The organism is Flavobacterium sp. N1736 (assembly GCF_025947065.1).
In the GTDB taxonomy this organism is placed as follows: Bacteria; Bacteroidota; Bacteroidia; order Flavobacteriales; family Flavobacteriaceae; genus Flavobacterium.
The window spans coordinates 136775-158286 of record NZ_CP109994.1 but is presented as its reverse complement, the minus strand read 5'-3'; the positions used below and the strand labels follow the sequence as shown (position 1 = coordinate 158286).

The 21512-nt window shown below is 31.8% G+C and carries 18 protein-coding genes; 5 read left to right on the top strand and 13 right to left on the bottom strand.

The features are described from left to right. Positions 1-39: 39 nt before the first annotated feature. The 6 genes from OLM54_RS00605 to OLM54_RS00580 all read right to left on the bottom strand — a co-directional run bounded on the left by OLM54_RS00605 (position 40) and on the right by OLM54_RS00580 (position 8443). Complete coding sequence (locus OLM54_RS00605) at positions 40-2946, bottom strand: FAD-binding and (Fe-S)-binding domain-containing protein (RefSeq protein WP_264536686.1); 2907 nt, start codon at positions 2944-2946, stop codon at positions 40-42. A gap of 274 nt (positions 2947-3220) precedes the next feature. After that, complete coding sequence (locus tag OLM54_RS00600; protein ID WP_264536685.1) at positions 3221-3700, bottom strand: hypothetical protein; 480 nt, start codon at positions 3698-3700, stop codon at positions 3221-3223. A gap of 17 nt (positions 3701-3717) precedes the next feature. Then, the gene (locus OLM54_RS00595) at positions 3718-4185 is read right to left on the bottom strand and encodes a hypothetical protein (protein ID WP_264536684.1); all 468 of its coding nucleotides are present in this window, start codon (positions 4183-4185) and stop codon (positions 3718-3720) included. Continuing rightward, entirely contained in the window at positions 4182-4634 is a 453-nt protein-coding gene (locus tag OLM54_RS00590) for a hypothetical protein (RefSeq protein WP_264536683.1), read from the bottom strand. The genes OLM54_RS00595 and OLM54_RS00590 overlap by 4 nt, the downstream gene beginning before the upstream one ends. Continuing rightward, on the bottom strand, positions 4631-8197 hold the full coding sequence (locus OLM54_RS00585; RefSeq protein ID WP_264536682.1) for a fibronectin type III domain-containing protein: 3567 nt from the start codon (positions 8195-8197) through the stop codon (positions 4631-4633). Before OLM54_RS00585 ends, OLM54_RS00590 begins: the two co-directional genes overlap by 4 nt. Positions 8198-8302: 105 nt before the next feature. Then, positions 8303-8443 carry a hypothetical protein gene (locus OLM54_RS00580; protein WP_264536681.1) on the bottom strand — a complete coding sequence of 47 codons (141 nt, stop codon included), beginning with the start codon at positions 8441-8443 and terminating at the stop codon, positions 8303-8305. A 185-nt stretch (positions 8444-8628) separates the two neighbouring features. Here OLM54_RS00580 and OLM54_RS00575 point away from each other — a divergent pair, with 185 nt between their 5' ends. Continuing rightward, positions 8629-8862 carry a hypothetical protein gene (locus OLM54_RS00575; protein ID WP_264536680.1) on the top strand — a complete coding sequence of 78 codons (234 nt, stop codon included), beginning with the start codon at positions 8629-8631 and terminating at the stop codon, positions 8860-8862. Between the two features lie 122 nt (positions 8863-8984). Here the strand turns inward: OLM54_RS00575 and OLM54_RS00570 are convergent, their stop codons facing one another. Both OLM54_RS00570 and OLM54_RS00565 read right to left on the bottom strand, forming a co-directional pair. Next, positions 8985-10760, bottom strand: coding sequence for a UvrD-helicase domain-containing protein (locus OLM54_RS00570; RefSeq protein WP_264536679.1), 1776 nt, complete (start codon positions 10758-10760; stop codon positions 8985-8987). After that, positions 10757-12853 (bottom strand): AAA family ATPase, encoded by a 2097-nt coding sequence (locus OLM54_RS00565; RefSeq protein ID WP_264536678.1) that lies wholly within the window; start codon positions 12851-12853, stop codon positions 10757-10759. Before OLM54_RS00565 ends, OLM54_RS00570 begins: the two co-directional genes overlap by 4 nt. Positions 12854-13330: 477 nt before the next feature. Here OLM54_RS00565 and OLM54_RS00560 point away from each other — a divergent pair, with 477 nt between their 5' ends. From OLM54_RS00560 to OLM54_RS00550, 3 genes are read left to right on the top strand one after another with little or no spacing between them, the layout of a single operon-like run. Further along, positions 13331-13513 (top strand): hypothetical protein, encoded by a 183-nt coding sequence (locus OLM54_RS00560; RefSeq protein ID WP_264536677.1) that lies wholly within the window; start codon positions 13331-13333, stop codon positions 13511-13513. After that, entirely contained in the window at positions 13479-14057 is a 579-nt protein-coding gene (locus OLM54_RS00555) for a hypothetical protein (protein ID WP_264536676.1), read from the top strand. Before OLM54_RS00560 ends, OLM54_RS00555 begins: the two co-directional genes overlap by 35 nt. A gap of 11 nt (positions 14058-14068) precedes the next feature. Continuing rightward, positions 14069-14629 carry a hypothetical protein gene (locus OLM54_RS00550; RefSeq protein WP_264536675.1) on the top strand — a complete coding sequence of 187 codons (561 nt, stop codon included), beginning with the start codon at positions 14069-14071 and terminating at the stop codon, positions 14627-14629. 285 nt (positions 14630-14914) lie between these two features. Here OLM54_RS00550 and OLM54_RS00545 read toward each other — a convergent pair whose 3' ends face one another. The 5 genes from OLM54_RS00545 to OLM54_RS00525 all read right to left on the bottom strand — a co-directional run bounded on the left by OLM54_RS00545 (position 14915) and on the right by OLM54_RS00525 (position 19855). Continuing rightward, positions 14915-15988 (bottom strand): type I restriction endonuclease, encoded by a 1074-nt coding sequence (locus OLM54_RS00545; RefSeq protein WP_264536674.1) that lies wholly within the window; start codon positions 15986-15988, stop codon positions 14915-14917. A 301-nt stretch (positions 15989-16289) separates the two neighbouring features. Then, positions 16290-17501: an alpha/beta hydrolase-fold protein gene (locus OLM54_RS00540; protein ID WP_264536673.1), complete on the bottom strand. Its 1212-nt coding sequence runs from the start codon at positions 17499-17501 to the stop codon at positions 16290-16292. A 262-nt stretch (positions 17502-17763) separates the two neighbouring features. Next, positions 17764-18249 carry a DinB family protein gene (locus tag OLM54_RS00535; RefSeq protein ID WP_264536672.1) on the bottom strand — a complete coding sequence of 162 codons (486 nt, stop codon included), beginning with the start codon at positions 18247-18249 and terminating at the stop codon, positions 17764-17766. 64 nt (positions 18250-18313) lie between these two features. Next, positions 18314-19171, bottom strand: a complete 858-nt coding sequence (locus tag OLM54_RS00530; protein WP_264536671.1) for an SDR family oxidoreductase — start codon at positions 19169-19171, stop codon at positions 18314-18316. A gap of 105 nt (positions 19172-19276) precedes the next feature. Then, on the bottom strand, positions 19277-19855 hold the full coding sequence (locus OLM54_RS00525) for a Crp/Fnr family transcriptional regulator (RefSeq protein WP_264536670.1): 579 nt from the start codon (positions 19853-19855) through the stop codon (positions 19277-19279). Between the two features lie 167 nt (positions 19856-20022). Between OLM54_RS00525 and OLM54_RS00520 the strand changes: the two genes are divergently transcribed. Beyond that, the gene (locus OLM54_RS00520; RefSeq protein ID WP_264536669.1) at positions 20023-21231 is read left to right on the top strand and encodes an anhydro-N-acetylmuramic acid kinase; all 1209 of its coding nucleotides are present in this window, start codon (positions 20023-20025) and stop codon (positions 21229-21231) included. Positions 21232-21512: the final 281 nt, after the last annotated feature.

Genomic DNA, 21512 nt, shown 5'->3' with positions numbered 1-21512 from the left:
TTTTCACGAAGTGAATCCGTGCAATCCGCTTGCAATCTCTCAACGTAAGCAGCTCTTCAAAATACTTACCGGATGTTGCGCTTCTCTATTTGTTCCGTCAAAAATTTGATGACGACAGCTCGTTCCTGCAGCGGCAATTTTTACGTTTTGGGCGGTGGCACGCACTTTTGGGAATAAGGTATCTTCTCCCATTTGCATACTAACCTGATAATGTTCTTTTTCGTAACCAAATGATCCCGCCATTCCGCAACAACCCGAATTATAAATCGTAACAACATTATTTGTTGGTAAATTCAGCATCGCGAAAGTCGCCTCAATAGAACTTAATGATTTCTGATGGCAATGTCCGTGAATTTTGATTTCTTTCTTTTCTTCTGAGAATGAATCCGGTTTAATTTTACCGTCGATAATTTCTTTTTTAAAGAATTCCTCTATTGTAAAAGCACTTTGTGATACTTTTTCAGCTGCTTCTTTATCATCTGCAAGGCGTAAATATTCATCTCTAAAAGTTAGAATTGCCGAAGGTTCAATCCCGATTAATGGTGCTTTTGCGGAAATTAAATCCTTGAATATATTCACGTTAATGTTCGCAATTTTCTTCGCTTCTTCCAGAAATCCTTTTGATAAATACGTCCTTCCGCTTTCTTCATGATCTACAACCAGAACTTCGTAACCTAATTTGGTTAATAATTCGAAAGCATCTATTCCAATATTTACGTCGTAATAATTTGTGAATTCATCATTAAACAAATACACTTTTCCGTTTGGGAAATTGTTTTCTTGCGGTTTATGATTTTCATGCCATTTTTTGAAAGTTCTTTTCGCCAAAAGAGGAACTTGTCTTTCAGGCGCAATTCCCATGCTTTTTTTAACGAGCGATTGATTCGAAATAAAGTTGGTTATGGACGGAAACAAACTTCCCATTTTATTGAGTTTTGCATTGTGCGCAAAAATCTTATTTCGGGTTGAGAATCCGTTTGCTTTTTGATATTGGTATAAAAATTCTGCTTTTAAGGTTGCAACGTCTACATTACTAGGACATTCGCTGGCGCAGGCTTTACAGCTCACACACAACTCAAAAACTTCGTAAAGTTCTTTCTGATCAAATTTGTTTTCTTTCTCAGAATATGTCAAATATTCACGTAACGCATTGGCTCTCGCACGCGTTGTTTCTTTTTCATTTTTAGTTGCACGATAACTCGGACACATTGCACCTCCCGCCGATGGCAATTTTCTACAATCTCCCGATCCATTACATTTTTCGGCAGCACGCAAAATTCCTAAACTGTCTGAGAAATCTTGAAACGTTTTAATGTCCGGTTCTGTTCTGCCCGAAACCACACGATGGTTTTCATCCATTTTCAAGGCATTTACAATCTTCCCAATATTCAAAACCGAATTTGGATCAAATGCCAATTTAATTCGTTTCAGCAATTCATAATTCGTTTCGCCAATCATAAACGGAATAAACTCTCCGCGCACGATTCCGTCGCCGTGTTCACCACTTAATGAACCTCTGTATTTCTTCACCAAAATTGCCACATCGGTTGCAATGGTTCTAAAAAGTTTTAAGTCAGATGTTTTCTTCAAATTCAAAACCGGACGCAAATGAAGTTCTCCCGCACCGGCATGCGCGTAATAAATCGCGCCTTGTCCGTGACGCAACATCATTGCCGAAAATTCTGCAATATATGCCGGTAAATCACTCAATTCAACTGCTGTATCTTCTATAGAATCTGCGGCTTTGTCGTCTCCAACGATACTTCCTAAAAGTCCGAGACCGGCTTTTCTAAGTTCGTTTACTTTTTCAATATCTGCTCCATAAATTTTTACAAGTGCATAACCAAAATTGTTTTTTTCTAAATCGGCAATTAAAGCATTTGCCTGATTTTCGACATCTTCTGCGTCGTGCGAGGCCACTTCAAACATCATAATCGCTTTGGGTTCACCTTGCAAAAAGAACCTGTTTTTTACATGTTCGCGATTGGTTTTGGTACAATCTAAAATTGTATCGTCGATCATTTCGCAAGTGTACAAATGATGTTTCATTGCCACCACAACAGATTCCAGCGATTCCTGAATGCTGTGATAATGCGCCACAACCATAATATTATTTGCTGGCGGTAAGTCGTCAACTTTCAAAGTGATTTCGGTTGTAAAAACTAAAGTTCCTTCGCTTCCGCAAAGTAATTTACCCAGATTGATTGTTGGTTCAGTTCCGCCAAACAAATCCGATTTTAATAAAATATCAACGGCATAACCTGTATTTCTTCTGTGAATTTCCGGTTTCGGAAATTCTTTTATAATTTCATCCTGCGTTGCTTTTACCGAAAGTTCGTCGTAAATACTTTTGTATATTTTATTTTCTAAAGTATCACCGTTGGTTTTTTCGATAAATTCATCCGAAGTCAGTTCTCTAAAAACTACTTGTGAACCATCGCTCAAAATTCCTTTGATTTCGACAATTTTATCGCGCGTTACACCATAACGAATCGAAGTTGTTCCCGAAGAATTATTTCCCACCATTCCGCCAATCATACAACGGTTTGAAGTCGAAGTATTCGGACCAAAAAATACGCCGTGAGGTTTTAGGAATAAATTCAGTTCGTCCCGAATTACACCGGGCTGAACCGTAACTGTTTTTTTAATGGAGTCAAAATTCAGGATTTTGGTGAAATTTTTCGACACATCGACCACAATTCCATCGCCAACAGTTTGTCCTGCAAGCGAAGTTCCGGCCGTTCTTGGTGTAATCGAAACATGATGCTGCGCCGCAAACCTGATCAGTTTACTAATATCTTCTATCGTTTTAGGCACTGCAACCGCCTTTGGTTTAATACGATATACCGAAGCATCGGTCGAATAAAGCGTTTTATGAAGATCATCGTATAAAAGTGTTCCTTCTAATGATGCTGATAATTGTTCTAACTCCTTAATTATTGACATTATAACTGAATTTATGGCTTTCTTTGGAATTACAAAAATAGGTTTTTTTAAGGTTCAGAGTTGCAAAGTAACAAAGGTTCAAAGGTTTTTTTCAAGTTTGTTATCCTGAGCGAAGTCGGTGGCTTTTGAAAACTGAATTCGAAAATTTTCAGACAAGTGAAAAAATTGGAATTTGGAAATTTTCAATCTTTAACTTCTATTCTTTCAAACTTTTTAGATAAGGGTTCAATAATTTCTTTTTCAAATAATAAAATAGCTAACCATTTTATAATTTTCATTCTAATTTTTCATATTTATATTTCTTAGCTAATGGTTCGATAATTTCTTTTTCAAATAACTTTATCTTATTATATTTTTCACTAGAAAACCATCCAAAGTCATCATTTGACTTATCATTTATATAAATCAATAACAACAATATCCCATTTTTTTCATCTGAAAACCCATTTAATTTTGATTCATAAGCTATTTCTTTTGAATCTTTAACAACTCTAATGGTGATTAGTATTTCTTCAAAGCCATTATTACTTTTACTTTCAAGAGTATCTTTGTAGGACAAATATTTTGATTTATCACATATCATTTTTAGCTCTTTTCTTAACTTTGCTGGTTCTGTTTTAAATTCATAACCTTCAATTTTTCCTGTTCCCCCTGCACCATAAGAATATAAAAAACCAAAAAACACTATAGGTGTAATGTAAATCAGAAATATTGTAAAAATAATTATTGCTAGATATTTTATTAGTTTATCCATTGCTGTTTTTTATCAAATTATTCCGCTTCAATTCTTTTAAATTTTTGAGATAAAGGTTCAATAATTTCTTTTTCAAATAATTTTATATTATTATATTTTTCAATAGAAAACCAACCAAAATCATCATTTATTTTACCATTTATATAAATAAGATAAAAATAAAAACTTCCTTCATTATGAGGTAATTCAATAATATATTGCATATTACTCTTGTCTGAATTAATTATCAGAAGTCTTTTATCAAATGTTCCTCTATAATCACCATCTACAATTGAATCGCGAATATGAATTGTTTTTTTATCTAATGTTTGATCGAATATTGCCTTCATATCATTCACTTCCCCTTTAAATTCATACACTTTAATAAGTCCTGTCCCTCCCGATCCTGCACCATAAGAAAAGAGAATAGCAAAACCAACCCAATATAATACAACAATACTAATTGCTGTAAAGCTTAAAATAGCTAACCATTTTATAATTTTCATTCTAATTTTTCATATTCATATTTTTTAGACAATGGTTCAATAATTTCTTTTTCAAATAATTTGACTTTTTTATATTTTTCGATTGAAAACCAACCAAAATCATCATTTTTTTTTCCATTTATATAGATTAAATGAAGATCACTATAAACTGAATCCCCTGACAATTTTAAAATATAAACTGGTTTATCATTTAATTTTATTATTAAGGATTTTTTATAGGTTCTTCCAATATAATTTATCGAATCTTTACAAGAGATATTTTTAGAATCATTGCAAATGCTATTTAATGCCTGTTCTAAATTCTCTTTTTTTGTTTCAAATTGATATATCCTTATTTTACCGCTTCCATAACTTCCAACATAGTAACCTCCTATAAAATATAGAGATAAATAGAAAATAAAGGATCCCGCAATAAGTGTTAATATGCTATAATTTATAATTTTTCTCAATTTGTCCATATATATTTTATACCTCTTCCATTCACTGGATTTATAATATCATTAATAGTGAGATTAGAGAAATTTTCCAACTTGTCTAATTGTTTTTGTTTTTCTGGAGTGATTTTTTTATTTATTTCTAAAACTTTGCTTCTTACAATTAACGTAAATAATGTATTTATTTTTTTGGCTCGTATATAAGTTTCATTTGAAATTGGATTTTTAGTGTAAGGATCAATTACTTTTTTTAAATACATATCTTCTATTTTCCTCGCTCCCCGCACTAATTGAATATCGGCTTCAATTGTTACTGTAGCAATAAATGCTCCATGTGCACCCGCAGCTTCAACTTCGTCATATCCATGATCATGGGCCATTGCCGCTGCATCTGCCAAATCCTGTGGCTCTCTACTATAATCATCAACAGGATCTTCACCCATATGTTCAAACCCTGAATTTGCGATAGGATTAAAAGGTCCAATATATATACTTCCCATCATATTTAATTTGAAATTATCAAAATCCAGAGACAAATATTTACCTGTATTAATCATAGTTAGAGTTCCTGTGTTTCCATAAAAATAATTGCTTTTTCCACCTTGTCCCAGAGAATATTTTTCATAACCGCTAGTCCATTTGTAGCTTTCTGTGGTTTTGCTTTGGCTGTAAACCCAAAATCTTTGTTTTATCTTTTTCCACATTTCGGCAGTATAGTTAGGCGACGTAAATAAATCCGTAACTCGACCTGTTTTATCTTTTATAACGATTCTGTCTCCTCCACCTGCGATGTCTACTTTTCCTAAATTAAAATAAGAATCCGGCGTTAGATCCTCATATTCATAATTAATTTTTTCATAATGAGATATTTCATAAAGAAGCGAATTAAAATCTCCCTCACTGTCTCCCTGAAACAAATACAATCTAAATTTCGGGTCATTAATTTGTTTCCAGTCGTTATGCCAAAGATTTAAACCGTTTCCGTAATCCATTAAAAAATCTGTTTTGTCTTCTTCTGATTTGTTTTTAAAAGGATGTTCCAAACCAAAAATACCATGTCCTAATTCATGACTTACCACTTTATTTTTACTGGAAAAAACATATCCAAATTGTCCTTTTAAAGCCATAGATCCTTCTATTGCAGGTTTACTAGCTGGTAAATCACTATAAATTAAATAATAAGAATCTGTTTTATAATTACTTGAATTCTTAATTAGATTATTGATCGTTTGTTCTTCATTTGTGTAAGTTTCAAAAAAATCAGTGTCACCAACTTCTATCATTCCGTCTGCATCTGCATAATTAATTTTTTCAGATCTCGTAATATTCAGTTTTATGCCTGCTTTTTTATAAATCGCACTAATATCATTTTCTGCATTTGGCGGAATTTGATTTTCTTTATTTAAAGGAACTAATACCAAATTCACTTCTTTTTCCGAAATATGAACCAGCATAAAAGCGCCAATTACTTTCCATTTGTCGCCTTGCTGAATAACTGCCAATATTTGTTCTTCGGCATAAGTCTGGTTTCCTTTTACAGTAAGTACGAATGTTTTATCGTTTCGGGTAGATGGTACATTTGCTCCATTTTGGGTTTTAAAAACAATTTTTTCCGGTTTTATAATCGTATCGGTAATGGTTACTGTTGCTTCAACTGTATCTGTATCTCCGTTTAAAACTGCTTTATATGACAATGCAGTATCGCCCACTTTTTTGTATGCTTTTTGGATAGTAGCCGATGCATTATTTGGCATTACATCAAAAGCATACTTGTTTCTATTTACCGAAAAAACAATTGTAGCTCCTTTGGCTGTAAAAGCCGTCGCCTGACCACTTTTATCAACGCCATCGGTATTTTCGGGTGTTGGTTTTCCTCCCGGAGCAGGCGCAGTTCCTTCATTGCTACCGTTTCCTTTGCTATCTACTGTATATACTTTTCCACTGCTATCGATGATTACAGTATTTTTTCCTCCTTGAATTGTTACCTGTTCGCCATTTTTACCATTTACAACAATATCGTCATTGGCATTGATAACAATATCCTTTATGTCAAACAGAACCTTTTCTTCGATTTGTCCGCCTTGTCCTTCGCCTGTAAAATCTTCCAAATCGGTAACATTTTTCCAATCTGCATTGTAGCTTGTTTCAACTACACCGCTAATCAATTGATAATCTGTATTGATTATGATATTGTTGAATTCAACGGCTATTTTAGTATCTGCCAAATAAGGCACAATAATGTATCCTTTTCCAGAATATGAGCCTTTGCCTTGCAACTCTAAAATAGTCACCGGAAAATCTCCTGCGGTAAAAGTTTCACTTTCAATTAAATTTGTAATTGGGGTTTTATTACCAATATTTAGCGTTGGTTTTATACCGCAATTATAACTGGCAATAGTCTTTTCTCTTTTAGGTATTGTAAACGTGTTTGTGTTTGAGTAATTAAAACTCTGGATTCCGTCACTTTCTAAACTACAGGTAGAACCTACTCTAAATTCATAAGTTGTTTCGGGTTCTAAATTGGTCAACAAAACCTGATTGTTTTTGCTGAAAGTTGAGAACCATTCAAAGGTTTTTTCTTTTTCTTTGCCTCTTTTATTGGTTTCTACAATTGCTTTTTTTCGGTACTGAACCTGATATTTGGTATGATCAGGCAATCCCTGCCAATTTATTTTCACGCTTGTTGATGATACAATTTCCGAAAGAGCAAATGTTGGAGAATCACACTTTTGAGTGTATTTAAAGGAGTAAATCTCACTATAACCGTTGTTTTTAAAAACTGCATTTTCTGAAAGTCCCGTTGTCGAAATCGCTCTTACACGCCATGCATAACGCATACCGGGAGTTAGAATTGGCATGCTTAAATTATACAAAAGCGCTGTTCCAAATAAAATTTCCTCATATAAAATGGGAGACATCTGAAATGCAAATTGAGGATCTACGCTTGAATCCATAAGCTGTTTTAATTCGAACTTATACGAAATATTGGTTGCGTTCATTTGGCGCGGCGTCCAGGTAAACATAATATTCGGGAATTCGCTTGCTGCTATTTGCTCGTTTTTCTGAGGCGTATTCAGTAAAGGCGGATCATTTAAAATCAGATATAAACCCGCACAGCTTTTTTGCGATATTTTTTGATTGGTGATAAAATCAAACATCTCAAAACAAAAACTGTACATGCCTTCCGGTAATCCATTTGCATATTGCGATGCTGTAATTCCCTGTAGGTTTTCGAGTCTGAATAAAGCTGCAATATCAGTATTGGTAAGCGTTTGCAATTCTCCTCCATTGATAAAAATAGGACGCTGTCCTGCCATGTAATCGCTGCTTTGAATATTGAGTCCGTTACCTTGAATGTATAGTTTTAAGCGTACTTGTCGCTGCGAAATCATAACATCGGTTGGATTAATCATTAATTGCATTTTAGTATCCATACTCAGTGCATAATCTGCTAATTTTAAACTATATGGACTATTAAATACAGGCGTTAACTGAACAGGAAATAATTGAGCATTTCCATCAAAACTCCAAATAACCAGTAAAAGAAAAAAGAGTGCGCGTTTAAAAAGGCTTTTCATTTAAATTGAGGCGTATATTAAACCTCGAATTTAGAACTGAAAAAAACCAGAAAAGCCAACCAAAAGACACAAGTATATCAGAATAAGACTTATTTTAATTTGAAGCTATTTCCTGCTATCCGTTGCAATCTTTTGCTTTTTAAAGAAAAAAGCAAAAGGATTTCCTCCCGATACTTCGGGACTATCAGGGCTAGGACATTTGGTTTCAAAAGACTTATTAAATTGATTTACAGAAGATGATTCCATTAAAACAAATTCCTTTTTATTAGAGAGAAAAATCTTATGTATTAGATAGAATTTTTCTATATTAGCCGTTCCTAATTTACAGAATGAAATTTAAAAACTTTGCCCTTGTAGTATGGCAACGATATTGGAAACAATAGCGCAATTTGTCTTGCTACCATGGGCTTTCTATTCACAAAATGTAAATTATGAGTACAAACACCCTTTCAAAAGAAGCCGAAAAAAGGCTAACCGATTTTTTTAACGACACAATAGATCCCGAAGAAATGTCAAGAATAATAAGAAAACTAAATTATGTAGTTTCCTTAGGAATTCTGCGCCAAGACCCAACTCTTAAAAACGAACTAATCAACTTAGAAGACGGCTTTTATTGGTTAAATGAATTAGCTGAAGTTTTAAATCCTTATTTGAATTTGAAGTAAGTTTTTTTTTTGAATTTATTATAAACGAAAACCTCGATTTTAAAAGATCGAGGTTTTTTTTATTAAGTCGTAATTGATATTTGGGACGGCTACAAAGTCGGGTTGAAAATCCGTATTATTTGTTAAATTTCATCATAAACAAATGTATTACTATTTAATTCTGGATTAACAATAAGTTCATCTCCCCTCCTAGTTGTTCTACCTTTTTCACTTATGAGATGAAGATTGTTTTTTGCCCTTGAGCAAATTACATACATCAATTTTTTTGACGCATCAATTCCATTACCTGAATATATTTCATTCCAATGGGGTACATATCCAAATAAAAGACCATAAGCTATTACTGTTTCAAATTCTTCGCCTTTTACGCCAACACACGTATTTATTATTACACCTGTCATCTCTCTATAAAAACTTTTAAATGAGACAATATCACTTGGAACTTTAAATTCAGGATCATTTAATCGAGATTCAATATTATCGAAAAAGATTTTCCTATTTTCAACTAGTTCTGTAAAATTTGTATAATCTATCTCAACGGAAATTAAAAATTGATCAAAGCAATCTATTAAATAATGAATCGCCTCAATTTCATCAGATTTAATTGAATTTATTAATCTTAATAAATCCCTTGTTTCTAAATATTCTTCTTTAAATTGAGTGTTAGTTTGACTTCTAAAAAGATCTCTTAGTTCTGAAGCCCATCGATATCTTGTAGAGTAAATTTTCGGATTTGGCTCAGTTAGAAATAATCGAGAAAGCTTATACCATATATTTTCTCTATTTCTTGACATTGGAGCCAACCCAGAAGCGTCAAAATTTACATTGGGTAGAAGTGACCTTAGCTTTCGTGATATAGAAGTCATCAACCACCATTGTGGTACTAGTATACATATTTCATCTTCAGGTATACCTTGATCTAAACTTAATTGAATTAATCTTGCAATCTCATTAACTACATCTTTTTGCTCAATTGAGTTATTAAAAGTAATCAAACCTTTTTCATTAGCATTAGTACCTAAAGCTTTAATTTCAATTCTCTGCGTTTGAAAGTGTTTATAAAAATCAATTATTCTCTGATTTGATCTATAATTACCTGTAAGAGTTAAAGGAAGAATATTTTTATTACCAATTTCAGTACGAATTGCATCGATATCTTTGGCAACACCTCCTAAAGAAGTATAAATTGCTTGATCAGTATCACCAACTAAAAATAAAGAAGTACTACCATCTCCAGCATTAATGATTGAACAAATAATTGCATAGAGCAAATCTTGTGTGTCTTGATATTCATCAACGCAAATAAGTTTAAAAATATTTGATAAGGTTTTTGCGATTTTTGGAAATTCACATAAAAGACGATAGGAATATAAAAGTATTAATTCAAAATCTATAACTTTGTTTTCTTTAAGAATTTCGTGGTATTCTAAAAGTAATTTCTTTTGAATAGATAATGGTTCAGCAAAACTTCCATCTCTTTTAAATCTTAAATTAACTGGATCTATTTGCTTTAAACCATATTTATCTTTTAAACTACTAATTAAATCTCCACAAAATGTTTCATCTGCAATTGAATAACCATTTTGTAATTCTGATAAATAAGCTGAATATGGCTTGATTATCCATTCCAAACAAAATGAGTGTAATGTTCCAGACCATATTCTATCACTATTTAATCCCATTCGATTTAGCCTTCTGAAAATTTCTTCAGAAGCTCTAACTGTGAATGTAAGAGCCACAATTCTTTTTTTACTCCCCTCAGAAATTTGACTCACTTCATAAGCCAACTTATGGATTATAACTCGCGTTTTTCCACTACCTGGACAAGCTGTTAGAATTACGTTTCCAGACTGCATCACCGCAATTTTTTGTTCTTCGCTTAGTTTCTCAAGAATCATAATAAATTGTAAAATGTAGATAATTGATCGTCTTCAAAAATGTCGCAAAATTCCTCTATCAGTTCTTCGTCAGTTTTATGATCAAATTTAAATTTAATTGCTTCACCATCTCCATCCGCTTTAAGCGCACCTATACGATAACGAACTGCTTTCGCTTTTGATGAAATATTAATATGAGATGAGGCAAATGCAATGGCATTAAGAATATAGTCAGGAATATTTGTATTATATAATAATTCTTCAGCTATCAATAATGCCAACCAGCCTTTGCCAAATTTATCTGCTATTCTAAGAATTTCTACACCTGCTATTTCTAAAGAAGCATTTTCAAGCCTTTCTGTTACAGTCTTAATATTTGCTGCTTTTTTATAAACATTATCTAAGCAATTAATAAATTCAATTCTATTATCATTCATTAGTAAATCGACTTCAAAAGTATTTGAAGCGTAAAATGGTTTCAAATATTCATTATTATTGCAAAAGGCGTCTAACTTAACTTTTCGTTCAGCACCTTTTTGTTCTGATGCTCTGCAATGTTTTTGATATTTATTATCCGTTAATGGATCAGCTGGTAAAGGTATAACTGAGCTATCTAAATCTGTTAGAATTGCACAATTTTTTCTGATTCTATCTTTGTGAAAAATTTTAGCTACAGTTTCAAAACCCGTACTTCCAATACTTATTAAACTAACTCCAATCTCATCGAGTGTTAAACCAAAAACTTTTTTAAACATTTCTGGAATTATTATTAATTCCGCATCTCCTTCAACTAAAATGATACCTTTAGCAAAAAGTAGATTACTTCTAATAGCATCTAAATATCTTTCAAGCCTATTTATTTCTTTACCTGATAAATTATTTGATGGATGAAAAACTAATGCTTCCTTATTTCCTCTACATAAAATATTTACACTACTTATTTTACTAACAGATGAAATATGTGTTGAATGTGTAGATATAATTATTTGTGTTTTATTATATCCTAAATTACTAAAAAGCGTTTTCTGAATATGGGTATGTATATGTGCTTCTGGCTCTTCAATAAGTAAGAAATTTGCTATTTTATCCGTTTTTATCTTTTCGTATTCTAATAATTTTAATGAAAGATAAATTAAGTTTGCACCACCTAAACTTAACTCCCAAATTTTACCTTTATAATCTTCTTCATCAGAATCTCCGACCCAAAGCTTTAATGACTGAAATAACTTCTCCATCTCATTTGGCAATTCTGACTTTAATTCAATATTTGGAGCGTAAGTTGTCCCTACTGCTTCTTTAATACTTTTATCAATTCCTTTTTTTACTTCGTTAACTTCATCAAGGGAGCTAATTTGATCGTTCAAACCGTTAACACTATCTATAATTTCATTTTGTTTAGCTACAGCAACAGTTTTTTCTTTACCCCTTAGAAGGTTTATTAATGGATTATTGGAATATGAACGTAAATCACTTTCAACATCTCTCAATGCTTTAATAAAAGTACAAGAAACTTCATTATGAATATTTATTTCTTTAGGTAACCATGTACCAAATATCATCTCTTCTTTGTCATCAGGATCAGGAAATTCAATAGTATTAAAATTTCCAATATATTGATTATAAATTAAATCATCACTGAAGTCGACTGAACTACGACTAAGATAAACGGTTTCATAATCATCCAAAGTAATATTATCTAACAAAAGCCTTAAATCATCTATGTTCTTATGAGCTGTTTGAGAATAATCATAAAGTTCTTTACGTGTTTTATATTTTGGTCTAAAATAAACTGAATAGCTACCTTGTTTATCAGTATCCATTTGTCCGGTAGACTGTACAGCTAAAGCTTGAGCTTCTTCACTAGTATCTAAATCATCAAAAACTAAAGAAATTATTATCCAATGACCGGCCCAACTTATAGAACGATTAAAATCGCTTTCCGAAAATTTAATATATCTAGGTAATGCATCATCTAATAAAATTCTTAATGCATAAAAAAGATTTGTTTTTCCAGAACCATTTTCTCCAATTACAGTATTAATACCATTAGTAAAAAAGAATTTAGCTGATTTAAAATTCCTGTAGTTCCTGATAGATAGTGAAGATATATGCATATTAATAAGGTTTTAGATGTTTTTTTGCTTCAAATTAGTTTTAAAATAATTTTTGCTGAAACAAATATCTTTTTTTTTGCATTAGATAAATTACGGAAAACCATATTCTATTAACTTTTCAAAAATATTAATTACAAATTCCAAACAACCAAGTACAAATACCTGATTTTGTCCACAAAAAAAGCCCAACCAAAAACAGTTGAACTTCCACATTTTATAGCATAAATAATTTACACCCAATAGCGCGGATTTGCAATCCGTGCCCATACCAATGAATAATAATTGTAAATCATAAAAAAACTCTCTAATAAATTAAGGAGTTTTTTTGTCTTATTTTGATATTCTTATGGCCTTTAGTGGAAGCTTATTTAGTAGATAGTTTGGAGTTTTACTAAATCAAAGAGGTCAGACTAACATGCAGTGTTATAACTTAGATACAAACTGTATTAATTGTTCTGAGAAACAAAAGACTTTCGATTGGGAATAATAAGTCCAAAAATAACATACACTTTTGGAGCCGGAAATGGTGGTGATTTTAATGTTAAAACCGGCTTTAATGACTTAAAATTTGACTTTAAAAACCCTAAAATTACAGGATTAAATATTTATGGAATGGCGAAAAAAAATGGAAAATGGCATGGGTTTAAAATGGTATTTTAGTATTATATTTTTAATTCCAATAATAGTTTATTGTCAGAAAGAAGAATTTAAAAATAAAGGATTTAGCGTTGAAACATCAGCGCTAGTCCTATTTCCATATGATTTTAAAATACCTTCTGAACATGATGAAATATCTGAAACAAGTACAAAATCTAAAATATTAGGAACAAACGTACACTTAAACTATTACATCTCTAAGTCTTTTGCTTTCAGGGCAGGAATCGGGTACGAATTTATTAATCAGCCAAAAATTGATTACATCCCAATTACCGGAGGAATTAAATGGATTTTAAACGATACAAAAGAAAGTCTATTAACATCTTTTGATTTGGGCGGGCAATTAGGACAAGTAGAAAAATTTGGTGTTTTAATGAGAATTGGTGTTGGTTACAGATTTGTCATTTTCAAAAAAATACTTGGCGATTTTGAATTATGTTATTCTCACCAAAATTTATATAAAACATTTACCAGTCCTGACAATCAAAAAAAGAGCTATCATAATATTGAAAGTGCCGGATTTAAAATAGGAATTGAAATATATTAATAATTTAAACAATGAAATTATCAAAAATAATAACTCTTTTATTTCTATTATCATTTGGAACAAAGAGTATATCGCAAAATAAAGAAACATTAGAAAAATCGATTTTTGTAGTAGAAACCGGTTTTTTAGGTTTTTGGGTCAATAACGAAACCAGACTAATTTCTAACTTATCATTAAAAAGCGAATTAGGTCTTGATGCAGGTTTCTTTGGAGGAGCATCTGATTCCAAAATTGGTACCGTACTTGTCCCGATCTTTGCTTTAGAACCAAGATATTATTACAATATCGGAAAAAGAGCGCGAAATAATAAAACAACATCTAACAACAGTGCTAATTTTATAGCATTAAATTTAAAATATCAATCAGATTTATTTATCATTTCAAATAACAATGTTGATGGAATAAGTAACATTTCTATTATTACTAAATGGAGTATTCGCAGAAACTTAGGAAATCATTTTCATTATGAAACCGGTTTTGGTCTTGGTTACAGATATTTTTTAGAAAAAATAAATAGTGAAAAAGGAGAAGTCGCTGTTGATCTACATTTAAGAATAGGCTATAATTTCTAAAGTTAGAAAGTACTATTTTATTATAATTAAAAGATTTGTTTAACAGAGAGACGTAAAGTCTCTCTGTTTGTTTTATTTCAGAATGAATTTGAATTTTTATCATTATTTTTCTCCAAGCTGTCTTTACTAGATTACTTAAAAAAACATTCCCAATAGCGCGGATTTGCAATCCGTGTCCATACCAACGAGTGAACACATCTATGTCTTTTCACGAACGAAACGCTCATGTCAGCAGACTTCGAAGAGTAGATAATTGAAAAAACCTTGAAAATACAAAGCAATTACTTATTCATAGTTTTTTATAGTAGAAAGTAATTCTTTTTTGAATTTATAAATTTCATCAAGATTTTGCAAAGATTGCTTTTCACCATTATCTTTTCCATTATGAAATAGTTCTACATATTTGTTAGCAGAATTAAAATGTAATCTACATAATGGTTTTCTATTATTATCGTCTAATAGAATTCCAAAGTAAGATTGTGTATCTCTAAAAAATATTCTATTAGCAGGAATTGATTCTCTTAAAATTGCTTTGATAATTTGTGAACCTTCTATTTCTTCTTCGGTTGTAATAAATCTTGGAGTTTCAATTTCTTCATCAACAGAAGATAATTTTTGATTTTCTTTTGATGGAATAGTTTCACCAATATTTAATGCGTTTTTAAGCCTAAAATTTATTGATTCATTTATAGAGTTAGAAAAAGCTTTTTTTGTGTATTCTTTAAAAGCTAATAATCTAGATGCAGTTAATGGTTTATTGAAAAATTTGCTTACTAAAAGCTTTACAATTTCATCAGAAGGATTTTGTAATTCTTTTTCAAATTCATTTCTTATTGCTTTTATATATTTTAATGCTTCTGCAGAGTCTAAAATATTTTCTAAATTATAACTGCTTTTGGTGAAATTTTCAAGAATTTTTAAGCTTGAATCAGAAATATTTGCCAAGTCTAATGTAAAAAATGGCTTTTCATCCATTATATTTGGTTTTTCTAAATCAGCATAAAAATTATAAGTATGCCCATTAGTTAAAACTCCAAAACGAGATTTTGAAACATGATAATATCTATGAAGTTGTGAATTATGTGCATCAACATTTTCTTTCCAATGTTTACATTCAATAATTAAAATAGGCTCGCCATCTTTCTTAATTACATAATCTATTTTCTCGCCTTTTTTTGTACCAATGTCACATATAAATTCTGGAATTACTTCTGTCGGATTAAAAATATCAAATCCCAAAATTTGAATAAATGGCATTACAAATGCATTTTTAGTAGCTTCTTCGGTGTTAATTTGATCTTTTAGTGAATCAACTCTTTTGTGTAGTTGCTCAAGTTTTAGTCTTAAATCTGCTTCCATATTTTAATATATTGGTGTTTCTATTGCTATTTAAATGTTTCTTTGGGTTTATTCAATTCTCTACACAGTAGCAAAAAGATTACCCAACTGGCGCGAGCATCTCGCTCGTAAACGCAATTTTCAAATGTAAACTATTGATTTACAAATTTTTTACGGAAAACCTTATTTGTAGAGTTAAATCTTATTCTTCAAAAATATCAATAAACAATTCTAAATAACCAAGTACTTATACCTGATTTTTGTCCACAAAAAAAGCCCAACCAAAAACAGTTGAGCTTTTCCACATATAATTAAATAAATTTTACTTCTTCTCCTTCAATAACTTTTCTAATTTCTCTTTCGTTTCTGGAATTGCTTTTAGCGTTAATGCTTTTTTGAAAGCTTCAATCGCTTTTGCTTTATCGCCTTTTTCAAGATATAAATCGCCAAGAGAATCATAACAATTGGCGCTTTCAGGATAGTTAGTTGTGTTGAGTTTAAATAAGGTTTCGGCTTTTGCTAATTGTTTGGCGCCCATCATTTGGTAACCTAAATTATTAATCTGGCTTTCGCCTGGCTTTACAATATAACCCATGTTTTCAGAAACATTTTTGTAATGCGCTACCAATAAAGAATCTAATTTAAAATCAGGATTTTTTAACTCGCTGTCGTAAATTTTAAGTTTGTAGAATTCAAAAATAAATCGAAGCGCATCATATTCCCCAATCAAACGTACCGAAGGATGATTGTCATCTTCATAGAATTTGTATTTGTAACGCAATTGGTTCTTTTTGTTTTTAGACAGTTCTTTAATAAATTCTAAATTACTGCGAATAAGTCCCGTAGTTCCGCTTGTATCTTTTTGAACACTTAAAGTATCAACGCCTTTTTCTAAACGGTTTGCCATTGCCATATACAATGTTTTTCCTTTATAATTTTGATTTGGCAAAATCGTTTTGGCTTCTTTTATCGTTTTCTGATTATCCCACCACAACGAAGCATCAAGAGAAACATACGAATTAAATAAAGTCGGATTATGCAAAAAAGCATTCATAACCGTCAAACCTCCAAGCGAATGACCAATAAAAGTTTTATATGATGTTGTTGGATAATTGGCATCCATGTACGGAATTAATTCTTTTTCGACATACGACATAAATTTTTCGCCGCCGCCCACAACATTTGGCAATTCTTTATCTGTTCCCATTGTTAAATCGACCAATCTGTTTTGGTGCAGAATTCCAACAACAATCATTGGCGGACAAAGGTTCGATTCTTCCATGTGTTCTGTAATGCTAACAACGGTATTGAAATTTTCACTTCCGTCTAATACATAAATTACAGGATAATGGCCTCTGTCTTTAATTTTATTTCCTCCGTTACTATTCGGAATATGGATCCAGACTTTACGTTGCTGTCCTAATATTTTTGAAGAAATGGTTTCTTCAAATCCTGTGGTAAAAGGACTGTTTTCCTGTGCCTGCATGCAAAAAGAAAGCATGAACAAGGCAACAGAATAAAAAAATGTTTTCATAGTTTTTTAGATTAAGTGTTTGATTGATGATTCAAATTCAACAAAACAATTCTGATGAATTTTCGAGCAAACTTAACCAATTAATTATAAAAATTTTCTGCATTTTTTAACCTTTCCAAAATTGTGTTTCTTTTTCCGAATTAGTTAATTTTAGAAATAAAAAATTTCTTTTTTACTATATTTATATCCAAATAAATCTGATTTTAACTTAAAACAAAAAGGCACTCGTTTTATAAACAAAATGCCTTTTATATTGCTTCAACTATTTTTTTAGCAACACCAATTGCCCAAAATGATAAGACAAATGATTGGTTCGATTCAGTAAAACATTAAGTTTATTTCGGTGCGGTTCTTTGGCGAAATCATCGTCTGAAACTGAACTATGTTTTTGTAACCAATCTTCAACTTGTAATTTATCAAAATGCCGGGACAAGCTTTCATTTACTTTTTTCCAATAAAGCCTTAAATCAGCTGTTGTTGGAATTTCATAAATTGCTTTATCCGGATTATGAATAAAAATATCATTTAATTGAGGATACAATTGCTCTCCGATATTAAATAATGGCAACATAAGGTCATTGACGGCCGTAAGATGTCCGAGCAGATAAACACCCCTGTTTTTTTGAGGTGAAACTTCCTTTTGAAGTTCTTCGTCTGTTAGCAAGCTTATTAAATAATCAGCTCTTTTAACTTGCAAATGCCAACTATCTACAGCTAATTTTATTATAAATTCCTGAGGATCTTTCATTGTAATTTTATTTAGTCAATTGTAAAGTCTTTGTGCAAATTACACAAAGACTTTATTTTATAAATTATCCTGAATATTTTGCTAACCATTTTGCTTTAATATCTGCTCTTGCATTGATAAACTCAATGTCTGTTCCCTGCGCAATGGCATCTAATGGAAAACGCAACGGACGAGTTCCGTCTTGCATGTTTATTAACGTCAAAATTCCGTCTGCAATAGTTTGCGGATTCATATTAAATTCTGCCATTTTGCCAAATAATCCAGCGCCAATTGCATTAAACATTTCGGTAGCAACAGGTTCGTATGCTGCAGCAATTTCAGGCTTATCAGCGCCAATTCCCGTTTTACTGCCATTATTCATTTCGGTAGGATAAACTCCGGGTTGAATCGTTACGCTTTCTATATTAAATTGTGCTAATTCTGCCTGTAAACCTTCTGCAATAGCTTCTACTCCAAATTTAGCAGCTAAATACGGTATCATAAATGGCAAAGTATGTCCGCTTGCTCCAGAAGTAAGACTAATTACCAAACCACTTTTTGCTTTTCGCATACTAGGCAAAACAGCTTGATAAGTTCGAATTACACCATAAAAATTAACCTCTAACATATTACGAATCTGATCTATTGAAGTCGCTTCCAGCAATCCAAAACCTGCAACTCCCGCGTTATTTACCAATACATCAATATTTCCGTATTTATGTAATGTTTGTTCAAATGCTTTTGTTACCGATCCATCATTTGTAATATCAATTTCTACGACTTCTACATTTGGCAATGCCGAAAGTTCTTTAGCTGCCGCTTCGTTTTTACCTTTTATATCACGCATACCCGCAATAACAGTATGTCCTGCTTTTGACAAAGTAATAGTTGTTAATTTTCCAAATCCTGTACTTGTTCCTGTAATGAAGATTTTTTTGCTCATTTTATTAAACTTTAAATTGTTAATTAATGATGCAAAGTTGCACACAAGAAGCCCTTTACTCCATTGACTTTTGAGGTAAAAAACTCTTGATAAATGTCAAGGAAATTATTTTTTTGTGGCTTGTGTCCTTATCCTGCTTACGGTTTCGGCAGAAATTCCAAGATAAGATGCAATCATATGAAGTGGAATACGGTTAGCAATATGGGATTGCCTGGTAATGAAATTATTGTATTTTTCTTCGGCTGAACTTGTTATGTTTGAGTGAATTCGCTGTTGCGATGCCAAGAAGCTATTGTGTAAAATAGTATTAATAAGGTCATTGAACACTGGTATTGCTTTACAAAGCATATCAAAATCAACTTTATTAATCAATAAAACTTCACTGTCTTCCAGTGCATCAATATTATATTTAGACGGAGAACCATTTGTTAAACTTTCCCTGTCTCCTGTCCAATAATTTTCAGGGGCAAAATTCATAATGTGCTCACCGCCTTTATCATCGACAAAATAAGTACGCAAAAAACCTTTACAGACAAAAGCGTTAAATTTCCAAATATCTCCTTCTTGTAATAAATAATGCCTTTTGCGGAGTTTTTTTATTTTTGATACACTTGTAATCAGCTCCATTTCCTGATCTGTAAAAGAAGCTTTATCCTGAAGATATTTTTGAAAAACTGCAAACATTGGTATCTTAACTTTAGTAAAAGCAAAGTTAAATGTTTTTAATCTAAATGCAGATCATTGATAAAATCTAGTTTCAAATAAAAAATTCCTTTTTAACTATATTTATATCCAAATAAATCTGATTTTAGCGTTATCAAACAAAAGACTTTCCTTAAAACATCATTTTAATGAATAAAAATATAAGTTCCCTTTATGAAATTGCTCAAAAAGAGACCCGAAAAATAATAGGTTTAATGTCCGGAACTTCGCTTGACGGACTTGATATTGCGCTTTGTAATATTTCCGGTTCAGGCGAAAATACTGTTGTGAAAATTCTGGAATTTGAAACCATCAATTATACCGAAGACATTAAAACCGAAATCCGTAAAGTGTTTGCACAGAAAACAATCGATTTTCAGCATTTGGCTTTATTAAACGAATGGATCGGGATTTTGCATGCAGGAATGGTCAACGAATGTCTCGAGAAATGGAATATTCCCGCACAAGAAGTCGACTTAATTGCCTCGCACGGACAAACGGTTTTACACGCTCCGAAGTTTTTACATCAACAGGAAAAATTTCCAAACGCGACATTACAAATTGGCGACGGCGATCATATTGCCGTAAAAACGGGAATTATTACTTTATCTGATTTCAGACAAAAACATGTTGCTGCCGGTGGCGAAGGCGCACCTTTGGCCGTTTATGGCGATTATTTATTGTTTAGCAAAAAAGGCGAAAACCGCATTATGCTAAATATGGGTGGAATTGCAAATTTTACGTATTTGCCAGCTTCCCAAAACGCCAGCGACGTTTTTGTAACCGATACCGGAACTGCGAATACTTTAATCGACATTTATACCAAACATTATTTTCCTGAAAAAAGTTACGACAAAGATGCCGAAATTGCACAAACAGGAACAGTAAATCAAGCTCTTTTAGCAGAATTAAAAAACAATAGTTTCTTCACGAAAAGCTTTCCAAAAACCATTGGACAAGAATTATTCAATTTTGATTTTGTCCAAAAAGCGCTTTCAAAAACAAACCTCACAACTATTTCGGCACCAGATTTGCTGGCGACTTTAACAAGATTAAGTGCAGAAACAATTGCCGAAGCGATTCAGTTTGTGGTAAAAAATACGGGAAAGCCAATCGAAGATTTTAAAATTTATATGTCGGGCGGCGGTACAAATAATCCTTTATTAGTAAAATGGTTAAAAGATTTATTGCCTTGCCAATTTTACAAAAGCGATGATTTAGGCATTTTAAGCGATGCCAAAGAAGCGGTTTTATTTGCGCTTTTAGCCAATGAAACAGTTGCGGGCGGAGATTATAATTTTGGCACAAACAAAGGAATTCCTTCAGTTACAATGGGCAAAATTTCTTTTCCGGATTAAAAATGTTTTTTACCACAGATTATAAGATTAAAATGATTTTGTTTCACGCAGATTCGGCAGATTTAAGCAGATTAAATTTTAGATTTTTATAAATTAATCTGCTGGCATCTGCTTAAATCTTTTTGAATCTGCGTGAAATTCATATTTAAAATAATCTGTGTTAACATTTTTAAATCTGTGGCAAAAAACCATTCACAAATTCGCGAAAATTCGTGCAATTCGTGGCGAAAAAATCAAACACATCATATAATAAATATTTATCGTAAATTTATTCAAAACCA

Bases quoted from the DNA above. Each gene is read 5' to 3' on its own strand.
- OLM54_RS00550 (WP_264536675.1), top strand. From the start codon at position 14,069: ATGAAATTATCAAAAATAATAACTCTTTTATTTCTATTATCATTTGGA.
- OLM54_RS00575 (WP_264536680.1), top strand. From the start codon at position 8,629: ATGAGTACAAACACCCTTTCAAAAGAAGCCGAAAAAAGGCTAACCGAT.
- OLM54_RS00565 (WP_264536678.1), bottom strand. From the start codon at position 12,853: ATGCATATATCTTCACTATCTATCAGGAACTACAGGAATTTTAAATCA.
- OLM54_RS00520 (WP_264536669.1), top strand. From the start codon at position 20,023: ATGAATAAAAATATAAGTTCCCTTTATGAAATTGCTCAAAAAGAGACC.
- OLM54_RS00535 (WP_264536672.1), bottom strand. From the start codon at position 18,249: ATGAAAGATCCTCAGGAATTTATAATAAAATTAGCTGTAGATAGTTGG.
- OLM54_RS00600 (WP_264536685.1), bottom strand. From the start codon at position 3,700: ATGGATAAACTAATAAAATATCTAGCAATAATTATTTTTACAATATTT.
- OLM54_RS00525 (WP_264536670.1), bottom strand. From the start codon at position 19,855: ATGTTTGCAGTTTTTCAAAAATATCTTCAGGATAAAGCTTCTTTTACA.
- OLM54_RS00595 (WP_264536684.1), bottom strand. From the start codon at position 4,185: ATGAAAATTATAAAATGGTTAGCTATTTTAAGCTTTACAGCAATTAGT.
- OLM54_RS00540 (WP_264536673.1), bottom strand. From the start codon at position 17,501: ATGAAAACATTTTTTTATTCTGTTGCCTTGTTCATGCTTTCTTTTTGC.
- OLM54_RS00585 (WP_264536682.1), bottom strand. From the start codon at position 8,197: ATGAAAAGCCTTTTTAAACGCGCACTCTTTTTTCTTTTACTGGTTATT.
- OLM54_RS00605 (WP_264536686.1), bottom strand. From the start codon at position 2,946: ATGTCAATAATTAAGGAGTTAGAACAATTATCAGCATCATTAGAAGGA.
- OLM54_RS00570 (WP_264536679.1), bottom strand. From the start codon at position 10,760: ATGATTCTTGAGAAACTAAGCGAAGAACAAAAAATTGCGGTGATGCAG.
- OLM54_RS00530 (WP_264536671.1), bottom strand. From the start codon at position 19,171: ATGAGCAAAAAAATCTTCATTACAGGAACAAGTACAGGATTTGGAAAA.
- OLM54_RS00580 (WP_264536681.1), bottom strand. From the start codon at position 8,443: ATGGAATCATCTTCTGTAAATCAATTTAATAAGTCTTTTGAAACCAAA.
- OLM54_RS00555 (WP_264536676.1), top strand. From the start codon at position 13,479: ATGGAAAATGGCATGGGTTTAAAATGGTATTTTAGTATTATATTTTTA.
- OLM54_RS00545 (WP_264536674.1), bottom strand. From the start codon at position 15,988: ATGGAAGCAGATTTAAGACTAAAACTTGAGCAACTACACAAAAGAGTT.